Source organism: Pseudoxanthomonas jiangsuensis, from assembly GCF_010093185.1.
GTDB lineage: Bacteria > Pseudomonadota > Gammaproteobacteria > Xanthomonadales > Xanthomonadaceae > Pseudoxanthomonas > Pseudoxanthomonas jiangsuensis.
The window spans coordinates 149,468-160,968 of the sequence record NZ_PDWL01000006.1; the positions used below are offsets into that span (position 1 = coordinate 149,468).

An 11,501-nucleotide genomic window follows, 5' to 3' on the forward strand; every position below is an offset into this window, starting at 1 on the left:
GGTCTTGCCGGCGACCGTGGAGGCGGACGCATCGTTGGCACCCGGTTTCACGCAGGCGTATCCGCCATGGTGGTCGCCGGCAAGACCGGCTCCTACACAGTGCTGGCCGCTATGGCTTTCCGCCGGCAACCGTCTTGTCCGGGAACCGGCAGATGTCGCGGATCACGCACTGCGGGCAGTCGGGCCTGCGCGCCTTGCAGACGTAGCGGCCGTGCAGGATCAGCCAGTGGTGGGCGTCGTGCATGAACTCGGCCGGCACCACCTTCAGCAGCCCGTCCTCGACCGCGCGCACATCCTTGCCGGGAGCCAGGCCGGTGCGGTTGGCGACGCGGAAGATATGGGTGTCCACGGCGATGGTCGCTTCGCCGAAGGCGGTGTTGAGGACCACGTTGGCGGTCTTGCGGCCCACGCCGGGCAGCGCTTCCAGGGCGGCGCGGTCGCGCGGCACCTGGCCGCCGTACGCGTCCACCAGGATCGCGCAGGTTGCGATCACGTTCCTGGCCTTGGCGTTGAACAGGCCGATGGTGGCGATGTATTTCTTCAGCCCGTTCTCGCCCAGGGCGAGGATCGCCTGCGGAGTGTTGGCGACCGGGTAGAGGCGGCGGGTGGCCTTGTTCACGCCTACGTCGGTGGCCTGCGCCGAGAGGATCACCGCCACCAGCAGCTCGAACGGGGTGGTGTATTCCAGTTCGGTGGTCGGATGCGGGTTCAGCTCGCGCAGGCGCGAGAACAACTCGTGGATTTCCGCGGAAGAGAGCAGGCTGCCACGGACGCGTGCTTTCGGCGACGCCTTGGGCTTGGCCACGATCGTGTTGCTGCCCTTGCGTGGCGCGCTCATGCCGAACGCCCGCCGCCGGCCCTGGCACGTGCGCGCGCCAAGGCCGCCGCCGCCGCGGGCGGCAAGGCCGGTGCGGCCGGTGGCGTGCCGGGGGCGGCGGCATCGATCACGGGAGCGCTGGCCGCGCGCCGGCGCGCCTCGCGCTCGGCGGCGATTCGGGCCAGCCGCGCTTCGCGCGCGCGGTGGCGGTCGCGCGCGGCCCAGGCCTCGCGCAGGCGGGCCTGGGCCTGGCGCAGGGGCGCGTCGTCTTCGCTGTCCCGGTCGGCGGCGAATTCCATCAATCCGGCCTGCAGCGCCGCGTCCAGGTCGCCGTCGGCCAGCAAGGCCCGCAGCCGCCGGCGCAGGTCGTCGTGGGCTGCGCCGGCGTTAGGCGTGCGCGTCATGGCCGATGCAGGGGCGGTCAGCGGTTGCGGAACTGCGGCCTGCGCTTTTCCAGGAAGGCGGCGGTGCCCTCGCGCATGTCCTCGCTGGCGAACAGCAGGCCGAACTGCGCGGTCTCGAACTGCAGGCCTTCCTCCAGCGGGCATTCGCCGCCGAGCACCACCGCGTCGAGGATCCCGCGCAGGGCCAGCGGCGCGGAGGCGGCCAGCTGCGCCGCCAGCTTCATCGTTTCCGCTTCCAGTTCCGCGGCCGGGACCACCCGGTTGACCACGCCCAGCTGCAGGGCGCGGGCGGCGTCGATCGGCGCGCCCAGCAGGCACAGCTCCAGCGCCGCGGCGCGGCCGGCCAGGCGCAACAGGCGCTGGGTGCCACCGAAGCCGGGGATCAGGCCCAGGTTCACCTCCGGCTGGCCCAGGCGGGCGCTGTCGGCGGCGATGCGCAGGTGGCAGGCCATCGCCAGTTCCAGGCCGCCGCCCAGGGCGTAGCCGTTCACCATCGCGACGACGGGCTTGGGCAGGCGCTCGATCCGGCGCATCAGGCGCTGGCCGAGCAGGGAGAACTCGCGGCCCTCGATCGGGGTGAGGGCGTTCATCTGGGCGATGTCGGCGCCGGCGACGAAGGCCTTGGGACCGGCGCCGGTCAGCACCACCGCGCGCACCTGGTCCGCGTCGGCGGCCGCGGCGAAGGCGGCGTCCAGCGCTTCCAGGGTCTGCCGGTCCAGCGCGTTCAGCTTGTCCGGGCGGTCGACGGTGATCACGCGCACGCCGTCGGCGTCGCGGCTGAGGACGGGGCTGGCCGTCATGCGGGAAACTCCTGGCTGAATCGGGAAAACAGGGGTGCCGGGGCGGCGGAACTTCCCCGGACGGGTGGGGTCGGAGGGTTCCGGGCCGCGCTGGCGGGCCGCCGGTGCGGCGGCTATCCTAGCGCGTCCGCTACAGCCGGGACCTGCCCGGCGCCACCCTTCCGGAGAAGATTTGATGAAGTTGCGTCCTATCGCTGTCGCCATCGCCGCCCTGGCCCTGGCCGGCGGTGCTTTCGCCCAGGACACCTCGTCCGAGAAGGGCAAGCTGAGCTACTACTTCGGCTACGACTACGGCAACAACCTGGCCCAGCTGACCGACCGTGGCGAACAGCTTGACGTCAACTCGGTGGTCAAGGGCCTGCAGGACGCGCTGGCCAAGAAGGAACCGTCGATCACCGCCGAGCAGCTGAAGCCGGCGCTGGAGGCCTTCCAGAAGCGCGAGCAGGCCCGTGCCCAGCAGGCCAAGGCCGAGTACGACAAGGTCGCCGCCGAGAACAAGACCAAGTCCGACCAGTTCATCGCCGGCTACAAGGCCCAGGCCGGCGCCAAGACCCTGCCCAGCGGCGTGGTCTACAAGATCGTGGAGAACGGCACCGGCGCCAAGCCGACCCAGGCCAGCACCGTGCAGCTGGAAGTGGCCGGCCCGTATCCGTTCGGCCAGCACCCGGAGCAGGCGCGCCCGGCGCAGCAGATCCCCAGCATCAAGGTCAGCGAAGTGGAAATGGCGGCCATGCGCGAAGTGCTTTTGCAGATGCCGGCCGGCTCGAAGTGGGAAGTGGCTCTGCCGCCGGACAAGGCCTACGGCGCCGATCCGCGCACGCCGTTCCCGCCGAACGTGGCGGTGGTGTTCCAGATCAAGCTGGTTTCGGTCAAGTAAGCGACCGCTTCCCGTGTGTGCGTCGATTGCGCCGGCTTCCATGCCGGCGCAGTCGTTTCTGCCGGACGCGCCCGCACGGCGCGCCCGGGTAGCGTGTTTGGCGCTACGCTTGCCTTCCCATGCCGGATCCCGAGTGCCGCCTCCCCCGTCCCCCGCGGCTGCGCCGCCGCCTTCAACGCCCTGCGTGCGCCTGTGCCGGATCGGCGCCGACGGCCTGTGCGAAGGCTGCCTGCGCACGGGCGGCGAGATCGCGCAGTGGTCGCGGCTGGACGAGCACGGCCGCCGGCGGATGATGGAGACGGTCCTGGCCACGCGCACGCGCGAGCGTTACGGATTCCTGGAGCGGCTGCACGAGCGCGCCCCGCTGGCGCGGGCGTTGCACCCCCTGCGCCAGCCGCCGGCCGGCGAGGGCTGGAACCGCACCGAACTGGACGACCTGTTGCCGCCCTCGCCGGCGTTGGCCGAGGCCGCGGTGCTGGTCGGGCTGGTGCCGCGCGAGGATGGCACGCGGGTCTTGCTGACCCGGCGCACCGACGCCCTGCGCCACCATGGCGGCCAGGTGAGTTTTCCCGGCGGGCGGGTGGAAACGGACGATGCCGGCGTGCTCGGCGCGGCCCTGCGCGAGAGCCACGAGGAGATCGCGCTGGAGGCGCGCCAGGTCGCACCGCTGGGCTACCTCGATCCGCTGCTGACCGTGAGCGGTTTCCGGGTCACCCCGGTGGTCGCGGCGGTCGATCCGGAGTACGTGCCGCAGCCGCATCCGGGCGAGGTCGCCGAGGTGTTCGAGGTGCCGTTCGCCTACCTGATGTCGGCCGCGCACGTGCGCCAGGTGGAGATGGAGTTCCGCGGCCGCGCGCGCAGCGTGCTCGAATACGACTGGCCCGGGCAGCGCATCTGGGGCGCGACCGCGGCGATCCTGTACAACCTGCGGCGACGCCTGGAGGAGGGCGCATGAGCGATCCGGACTGGACCACCCTGGTTTCCGTCGAGCAACTGCGCGAGGCGCTGGGCGATGCGGTACATCCGCCCGCCGCGGACGCGGCCCCGGCGCTGCGCCTGCTCGATGCGCGCGCGGTGCTGACAGATCCGGCCGCCGGCGCCGCGGCCTGGGCGGCCTCGCACCTGCCCGGCGCGGCGCATGCCGACCTGGACCGCGACCTTTCCGACCATTCGCTCGCAGGGCAGGGCCGGCATCCCCTGCCGGCCGCGGCGGACTTCGCCCGCCGGGTCGGCGGCTGGGGCATCGGCCCGCAGCACCAGGTCGTGGTCTACGACGCCGGCGACGGCAGCATGGCCGCGGCGCGGGCGTGGTGGCTGCTCAAGCTGCTGGGTCATCGCCGGGTGGCGGTGCTGGACGGCGGCCTGGCCGCATGGCGCGCGGCCGGCCTGGCGGAAACCGCCGATCCGGCGGTGCCGGCGCCGCTGCCGCCTTATCCATCGGCGGGGTTCGATCGCGCGCGCATCGTCGATGCGACCGAGGTGCTGGCGCGCCTGGGCCAGGCGCCGGGCTGGCTGCTGGACGCGCGCGGCGGCGAGCGCTTCCGCGGCGAGGTCGAGCCGATCGACCCGGTCGCCGGGCACGTGCCCGGCGCGCTCAACCGGCCGTTCGCGCTGAACCTGCGCGATGGCCGCTTCCGCCCGGCGGCCGAACTGCGCGCCGAGCTGGAGCCCCTGCTGTACGGCCGCGCGCCGGCCGAAGCGGTGCTGATGTGCGGCTCGGGCGTGACCGCCTGCCATCTACTATTGGCGATGGAACACGCCGGCCTGTCGGGCGCGCGCGTGTTCGCCGGCTCCTGGAGCGGCTGGATCGCCGATCCCTCGCGCCCGGTGGCAACCGGCGCCTGAGCCTTTCCCTGTCGCGCTAGAGCATCATCCCGCCGGAGGCCTCGATCCTTTGCGCGTTGATCCAGCCGGTGCCCGGCGCCAGCAGCGCCGCGACCACCGCGCCGATGTCATCCGGCAGGCCGACCCGGCCCAGCGCGGTCTGCGAGGCGACGAAGGCGTTGAGCCCGGCGTTGTCGCGCACCGCGCCGCCGCCGAAGTCGGTCTCGATCGCGCCGGGCGCCAGCGTGTTGACGCTGATCCCGCGTTCGCCCAGCTCCTTGGCCAGGTAGCGGGTCAGGACCTCGATCCCGCCCTTCATCGTCGCGTACGCGGCATACCCGGGCAGGGCGAAGCGGGCCAGGCCGCTGGACACGTTGAGGATCCGGCCGCCATCGGCGATCAGCGGCAGCAGGGCCTGGGTCAAGAAGAACGGGCCCTTGAGGTGGATCTTCACCAGTTCGTCGAACTGCGCCTCGCGGGTCTCGGCGAAGGCCGCGTGGATGCCGGTGCCGGCGTTGTTGAGCAGGTGGTCGAAGCGCTCGCGGCCCCAGCCGGCGAGCACTTCGCGCACCTGGGCGGCGAAGGCCGGGAAGCTGGCGCTGTCGGCCACGTCCAGGCGCAGCACCGCCGCCTGGCGGCCCAGGGCGCGGATCTGGGCGGCGACCGCCTCGGCCTCGTCCGCGGCGGCGCGGTAGGTCAGGATCAGGTCCTGGCCCTGGCGGGCCAGATGCACGGCGGCGTTGCGGCCCAGGCCGCGGCTGCCACCAGTGACCAGGGCGATGGGAGCGGGGGAAGGGGAAGCGTTCATGCCGGGACTCCTGCGGTGATGGTGCGGGCAGGTTATTGATCTGTTTGTAAGCGATAAACTGGCTGGAGTTGATTATTTTGTTCGTGAAAATCGAACAATCTTGCCGGGATCGCCATGGACCAGCTCGACCAGTACCGGATCTTCCTGCGCGTGGCCGAGCTGGGCGGCTTCAGCCGCGCCGCTGCCGCGCTGGGCCTGCCCAAGGCCAGCGTCTCCACCGCCGTGCGCCGGCTGGAGGCCGCGCTCGGCGCCCAGCTGCTGCACCGGACCACCCGCCGGGTGCAGCTGACCCGCGAAGGCGCGCTGTTCCTGGAGCGCTGCCGCGACCTGCTTGGCGAGGCCGAGGAACTGCAGGCGCTGTTCCGCGAGGAGCCGGCCCTGCTGCGCGGACGGGTGCGGGTGGGCATGTCCGGGAGCATGGCCGCGCGGCTGGTGATGCCGCGGCTGGGCGCGTTCCTGCAGGCGCATCCGGGGCTGGAGATCGAGCTGGGCGCCGGCGAGCGCCGGGTCGACGTGGTCCGTGAGGGCTACGACTGCGTGGTCCGCACCGGTGCGGTGGTCGATCCCAGCCTGGTCGCGCGGCCCCTGGGCCTGGCCCCGGTGGTGAACTGCGCCAGCCCGGACTACCTGCGCCGGCACGGCACGCCGCGGGCGCTGGACGAACTGGCCGGGCACCGCCTGGTGCATTTCGCCGGTAGCTTCGGCCAGCGCCCGGCCGGCTTCGAATACCCTTTGCCCGGCGGCGGCTACGCCAGCCTGGAGATGGCCGGCGCGGTCACGGTCGACGGCGGCGAGGCCTACACCGGCGCCGCCCTGGCCGGACTCGGCCTGATCCAGGTGCCGCGCCTGGGCGTGGCCGCGGCGCTGGCCGACGGCCGCCTGGTCGAGGTGCTGCCGCAGCTGGCGCCTGAGCCGATGCCGGTTACCCTGCTGTACCCGCAGCAGAGGCACCTGCCGCGACGGGTGCGCGAGGTGATGGACTGGCTGGCGCAGGTGCTGGCGCCGCACCTTTCGCCGTGGCCGTCGGCCGTGGGCTCGTCGTTGTAGAAGCCGCCGCCGCTCAGCCCTTGCCCAGCCGGGCCATCAACGCCTGCAGCCCGGCCTGGGTGTCCGGCTCGTACCAGCCGTCGACGAAGCGGTCCAGGTGCAGGTGCTCCGGGTCCAGCGCCCGCACCAGGTCGGCGCGGGCCAGGGCGCGGGTCTGCAGCATCGGCGCACGCGGCAGGCGCAGCAGGCCTTCCAGCCAGGCCAGGGCGCGGGCGACCACGGCATCGCCTTCGGCCAGTTCGTCGACCAGGCCGATCCGCCACGCTTCCTCGGCCGGCACCATCGTCCCGGCCACCAGCAGGCGCTCGGCGGGGTGCTGGCCGATCACCCGCCGCATCAGCTGCTGGGCGCCATCGGGCACGGCCAGGCCGACCTGGGTCTCGTTCATGCCGATCGCGTACGGCCTGGCCGGATCGGGCGAGCGCGCCATCACCCGGTAGTCGCAGCACAGCGACAGCACGCAGCCGCCGGCCGGGGCATGGCCGGCGATCGCCGCCACCACCGGGATGCGCAGCGCGGCCAGCGCCCGCGCCGCGCCGAAGAACGCGCCCCAGGCCGCGTGCAGCGCGTGCCGGTCCTCGCCCAGCGACAGCAGGTGCGGCACGTCCAGGCCGGCGGAAAAGATCCCGGGCGCGCCGGACAGCACCACCGCGTCGGCGTCGCCGGCCACCGCCGCGTCCAGCGCGGCGATCAGGGCCCGGCACAGCGCCGGGTCGAGCGCGTTGACCGGCGGCCGCGCCAGGCGCAGCTCGCGGATGCGGCCGTGGTCGAGGATCTGCACGTGGCTGGTCATGTCCGGTTCCGGGGCGCGTTCGCAGGTGGCGGCTATCATAGGCGCATGCGCATCCGACCGATCCTCGCCGCCCTGCCTTTGCTGCTGTCGCTGCACGCCGTCGCTGCGCCTCCGCCGGGCGGCGGTGGTGGGACCGCGGGTGCCGCCTGTGTCACCGTGGCCGACGGCTGGATCCGGATGCCGCCGGCGCCGCGGCCGATGCTGGCCGGCTTCGGCCGCATCGCCAACGCCTGCAAGGACGCGCAGGCCGTGGTCGCGGTGCGCAGCCCGCGCTTCGGCGAAGTGTCCCTGCACGAGACCCGGGTGGTGGACGGCGTCAGCCGGATGCGCGAAATCGAACGCCTGCCGCTGGCGCCCGGCGCGGAGGCGGTGCTGCAGCCCGGCGGCCTGCACCTGATGCTGATGCAGCCCGACCGCGCCCTGGCCGAAGGCGAGCAGGTGCCGCTGGTCCTGGTCCTGGCCGATGGCCGCGAAGTCGCCGCGGCCCTGACGGTGCGCAAGACCCCGCCGCGCTGACGGAACGGCTGGCTACAGCGACGTACCGGCTCTCAGCGTCAGCGTGTCGTTCGTCGCCATGCATTGATGCCTGCCGGTGCCGCGCTTGCGCTGGTGGTCGCTGGCAGGCGGGTTCCCGAGGGAAGCGGGAACGGCAGCGCTGCCGGGAACAGGTGAAAACGGGCCTTCGCAGGCTCTCAGCTGGAGGCGGCGCGGATCGCCTCCGGCAGGGGCGCGCTGCGGCCGGTCTGCGTGTCCATCCACACCACCACCACGTTCCCGTCCGAGTACAGGATCTTCTCGTCCTTCTGGTCGACGATCCGGTGGCCGATGGTCACGCTGCTGTTGCCCAGGCGTTCGACGAACAGCTCCACCACGATGTCGTTGGGCCACACGATCGGTGCGCGGTAGTTGACGTTGGTCGCGGCCACCACCGGGGCGATGCGGTCGCTCATCGACACCCCCGGCACGCCGAGCATCCAGCGCACCCGCGCCTCCTCCAGGTAGGAGACGTACTTGGCGTTGTTGACGTGGCCCATGGCGTCCATGTCGCGCCAGCGCACGCTCATCGGGATCCGGGCCAGCTGCTTCGAGGCGGGGGCGCTTTCGCTCATTTCGCGGTCTTCTTCGCTTTCTTGGCCGCGCTCTTGCGCGGCGGCAGGACGTCGGGCCTGGCCACGGCGGCGGGCTTGCTGCCCTTGGCGGTCTTCGACTCGGGCAGCAGCTTGGCCAGGAAGCGGCCGGTGTGCGAGGCGGGATTGGCGGCGATCTCCTCCGGCGTGCCGGTGGCGATGATCTGGCCGCCGCGGTGGCCGCCCTCCGGGCCCAGGTCCACCACCCAGTCGGCGGTCTTGATCACGTCCAGGTTGTGCTCGATCACCACCACCGTGTTGCCCTCGTCGCGCAGCCGGTGGAGCACGCCGAGCAGGTGCTCGATGTCGTGGAAGTGCAGGCCGGTGGTCGGCTCGTCGAGGATGTACAGGGTGCGGCCGGTGTCGCGCCGCGACAGTTCCTTGGACAGCTTCACCCGCTGCGCCTCGCCACCGGACAGGGTGGTCGCGCTCTGGCCGAGCTTGACGTAGCTCAGGCCGACGTCGACCAGAGTCTCGAGCTTGCGCGCGATCGCCGGCACCGGCTCGAACAGCCGCAGCGCGTCCTCGACCGTCATCTCCAGCACGTCGTGGATGCTGTGGCCCTTGTACAGGATGTCCAGGGTCTCGCGGTTGTAGCGCTTGCCGTGGCAGACGTCGCAGGGCACGTACACGTCCGGCAGGAAGTGCATCTCCACCTTGATCAGGCCGTCGCCCTGGCAGGCCTCGCAGCGGCCGCCGCGGACGTTGAAGCTGAAGCGGCCCGGCGAGTAGCCGCGCGCGCGCGCCTCCGGCACCTGCGCGTACAGCTCGCGCAACGGCGTGAACAGGCCGGTGTAGGTGGCCGGATTGGAGCGCGGGGTGCGGCCGATCGGCGACTGGTCGATGTCCACGACCTTGTCGAACAGGTCCAGCCCCTCGATCTCGCTGTAAGGGGCCACCGTGTGCGAGGCGCCGTTGATCTCGTTCGCCACCAGCGCGTACAGGGTGTCGTTGACCAGGGTCGACTTGCCCGAGCCGGACACGCCGGTGACGCAGGTCAGCAGCCCGGCCGGCACGTCTAGGTCGACGTCCTTGAGGTTGTTGCCCGAGGCGCCGCGCAGGTGCAGGGTCATCTTCGGGTTGGGCTTGTGCCGCAGCTTCGGCACCTCGATCCGGCGCTTGCCCGACAGGTATTGGCCGGTCAGCGAGCGCGGCGAGGCGAGGATGTCCTCCAGACTGCCCTGGCCGACGATCTCGCCGCCGTGCACGCCGGCGCCGGGGCCGATGTCGAGCACGTGGTCGGCCATCCGGATCGCGTCCTCGTCGTGCTCGACCACGATCACGGTATTGCCCAGGTCGCGCAGCCGGGTGAGGGTGCCGAGCAGGCGCTCGTTGTCGCGCTGGTGCAGGCCGATGGACGGCTCGTCGAGCACGTACATCACTCCGACCAGGCCTGCGCCGATCTGGCTGGCCAGGCGGATGCGCTGGGCCTCGCCGCCGGACAGGGTGTCGGCCTTGCGTTCCAGGGTCAGGTAGTCCAGGCCGACGTCGACCAGGAAGCCCAGCCGCTCGTTGATCTCCTTGACGATCTTGGTCGCGATCTCGCCGCGCCAGCCGCTCAGCTTCAGGCCGCTGAAGAACGCCAGCGCCTCGTCCACCGGCAGCACCACCAGGTCCGGCAAGGGCCGGTCGGCGACGAACACGTTGCGCGCGGCGCGGTTCAGGCGCGCGCCGCCGCAGTCCGGGCAGGCGCGCTCGCTGATGTACTTGCCCAGTTCTTCCTGGACCGCGGCCGATTCGGTTTCCTTGTAGCGCCGCTCGAGGTTGTTGATGATGCCCTCGAAGCGATGCCTGCGCTGGGTGCGGCCGCCGGCCTCGGTGAGGTAGGTGAAGCCGATGGTCTCTTCGCCGCTGCCGTACAGCACCGCCTGGCGCACGGACTCGGGCAGGCTGCTCCAGGGCGCGTCCACGTCGAAGCGGTAGTGCTTGGCCAGCGAGTTGATCAGCTGGAAGTAGTAGGCGTTGCGCCGGTCCCAGCCACGCACCGCGCCGGCGGCCAGCGACAGCTCCGGGTGCGCGACCACCCGCGCCGGGTCGAAGAACTCGGCCACGCCCAGGCCGTCGCAGGACGGGCAGGCGCCCATCGGCGCGTTGAACGAGAACAGCCGCGGCTCCAGGTCCGGCAGCGAGTAGTCGCACACCGGGCAGGAGTACTTGGAGGAGAACAGCTGCGGCGGCGCCTGCGGGTTGTCCAGCGACATGACCATGGCCATGCCGTCACCCAGCTTGAGCGCGGTCTCGAACGACTCGGCCAGGCGCTGCTTGATGTCCTCGCGCGGGCGGAAGCGGTCGATCACCGCCTCGATGGTGTGCTTCTGGCGCAGGGCCAGGGCCGGCACTGCGTCGATCTCGTGCAGCTCGCCGTTGACCCGGACGCGGACGTAGCCCTGCGCCCGCAGCTGTTCGAACACCTGGGCGTGCTCGCCCTTGCGCTCGCGCACCACCGGTGCCAGCAGCATCCAGCGCTGCTCGGGATCCAGGGCCAGGACCTGGTCGACCATCTGGCCGACGGTCTGCGCCTCCAGCGGGTAGCCGTGGTCCGGGCAGCGCGGGATGCCGACGCGCGCGTACAGCAGGCGCAGGTAGTCGTAGATCTCGGTGATCGTGCCGACGGTCGAGCGCGGGTTGTGCGAGGTCGACTTCTGCTCGATCGAGATCGCCGGCGACAGGCCCTCGATGTGGTCGACGTCCGGCTTCTCCATCACCGACAGGAACTGCCGGGCGTAGGCCGACAACGACTCGACGTAGCGCCGCTGGCCTTCCGCGTAGATGGTGTCGAACGCCAGCGACGACTTGCCGGACCCGGACAGGCCGGTGATCACGATCAGCTTGTCGCGGGGCAGCTCGAGGTCGAGGTTCTTGAGGTTGTGGGTCCGCGCGCCGCGGATCTTGATGCTGTCCATCAGTGGGGTCTGCGGAGCCAATAGGCCAGCCTAGCGAACGCCCGATCTGGGGGCAAACCGCCCGGTGGGCAAGGCGGGGAGCTGGCTCTTATACACATATG

General features: G+C 71.9%; 12 protein-coding genes. 5 read left to right on the forward strand and 7 right to left on the reverse strand.

Annotation, left to right across the window (positions count from 1 at the left end; genetic code table 11):
• Positions 1-109 precede the first annotated feature (109 nt).
• Genes nth through CSC62_RS05945 form a run of 3 tightly spaced genes read right to left on the reverse strand, consistent with a single transcriptional unit; the run spans position 110 to position 2,021 of the window.
• Positions 110-838 carry an endonuclease III gene (gene nth / locus CSC62_RS05935; RefSeq protein WP_162405246.1) on the reverse strand — a complete coding sequence of 243 codons (729 nt, stop codon included), beginning with the start codon at positions 836-838 and terminating at the stop codon, positions 110-112.
• Positions 835-1,221, reverse strand: coding sequence for a hypothetical protein (locus tag CSC62_RS05940; RefSeq protein WP_162405247.1), 387 nt, complete (start codon positions 1,219-1,221; stop codon positions 835-837). Before CSC62_RS05940 ends, nth begins: the two co-directional genes overlap by 4 nt.
• 17 nt (positions 1,222-1,238) lie before the next feature.
• Positions 1,239-2,021, reverse strand: a complete 783-nt coding sequence (locus CSC62_RS05945; protein WP_162405248.1) for an enoyl-CoA hydratase/isomerase family protein — start codon at positions 2,019-2,021, stop codon at positions 1,239-1,241.
• 175 nt (positions 2,022-2,196) lie between these two features.
• Here CSC62_RS05945 and CSC62_RS05950 point away from each other — a divergent pair, with 175 nt between their 5' ends.
• The 3 genes from CSC62_RS05950 to CSC62_RS05960 all read left to right on the forward strand — a co-directional run bounded on the left by CSC62_RS05950 (position 2,197) and on the right by CSC62_RS05960 (position 4,743).
• Entirely contained in the window at positions 2,197-2,898 is a 702-nt protein-coding gene (locus CSC62_RS05950) for an FKBP-type peptidyl-prolyl cis-trans isomerase N-terminal domain-containing protein (protein WP_162405249.1), read from the forward strand.
• 133 nt (positions 2,899-3,031) lie between these two features.
• Positions 3,032-3,853 carry a CoA pyrophosphatase gene (locus CSC62_RS05955; RefSeq protein WP_246194221.1) on the forward strand — a complete coding sequence of 274 codons (822 nt, stop codon included), beginning with the start codon at positions 3,032-3,034 and terminating at the stop codon, positions 3,851-3,853.
• Positions 3,850-4,743, forward strand: a complete 894-nt coding sequence (locus tag CSC62_RS05960; protein WP_162405251.1) for a sulfurtransferase — start codon at positions 3,850-3,852, stop codon at positions 4,741-4,743. Before CSC62_RS05955 ends, CSC62_RS05960 begins: the two co-directional genes overlap by 4 nt.
• Positions 4,744-4,759: 16 nt before the next feature.
• Here the strand turns inward: CSC62_RS05960 and CSC62_RS05965 are convergent, their stop codons facing one another.
• A complete protein-coding gene (locus CSC62_RS05965) occupies positions 4,760-5,530 on the reverse strand; it encodes an SDR family NAD(P)-dependent oxidoreductase (protein ID WP_162405252.1) in 771 nt (256 codons plus the stop codon).
• A 114-nt stretch (positions 5,531-5,644) separates the two neighbouring features.
• Between CSC62_RS05965 and CSC62_RS05970 the strand changes: the two genes are divergently transcribed.
• Positions 5,645-6,577 (forward strand): LysR family transcriptional regulator, encoded by a 933-nt coding sequence (locus CSC62_RS05970; RefSeq protein ID WP_162405253.1) that lies wholly within the window; start codon positions 5,645-5,647, stop codon positions 6,575-6,577.
• A 13-nt stretch (positions 6,578-6,590) separates the two neighbouring features.
• Here the strand turns inward: CSC62_RS05970 and CSC62_RS05975 are convergent, their stop codons facing one another.
• Complete coding sequence (locus CSC62_RS05975) at positions 6,591-7,370, reverse strand: enoyl-CoA hydratase/isomerase family protein (protein WP_162405254.1); 780 nt, start codon at positions 7,368-7,370, stop codon at positions 6,591-6,593.
• A 45-nt stretch (positions 7,371-7,415) separates the two neighbouring features.
• On the opposite strand from CSC62_RS05975, the gene CSC62_RS05980 reads away from it, so the two are divergent.
• Entirely contained in the window at positions 7,416-7,886 is a 471-nt protein-coding gene (locus CSC62_RS05980) for a copper chaperone PCu(A)C (RefSeq protein ID WP_162405255.1), read from the forward strand.
• 176 nt (positions 7,887-8,062) lie between these two features.
• On the opposite strand, the gene CSC62_RS05985 is transcribed toward CSC62_RS05980, so the two are convergent.
• Together CSC62_RS05985 and uvrA are read right to left on the reverse strand one after the other, a co-directional pair.
• Complete coding sequence (locus CSC62_RS05985; RefSeq protein ID WP_162405256.1) at positions 8,063-8,479, reverse strand: acyl-CoA thioesterase; 417 nt, start codon at positions 8,477-8,479, stop codon at positions 8,063-8,065.
• Positions 8,476-11,400: an excinuclease ABC subunit UvrA gene (gene uvrA / locus CSC62_RS05990; RefSeq protein WP_162405257.1), complete on the reverse strand. Its 2,925-nt coding sequence runs from the start codon at positions 11,398-11,400 to the stop codon at positions 8,476-8,478. Before uvrA ends, CSC62_RS05985 begins: the two co-directional genes overlap by 4 nt.
• Positions 11,401-11,501 lie beyond the last annotated feature (101 nt).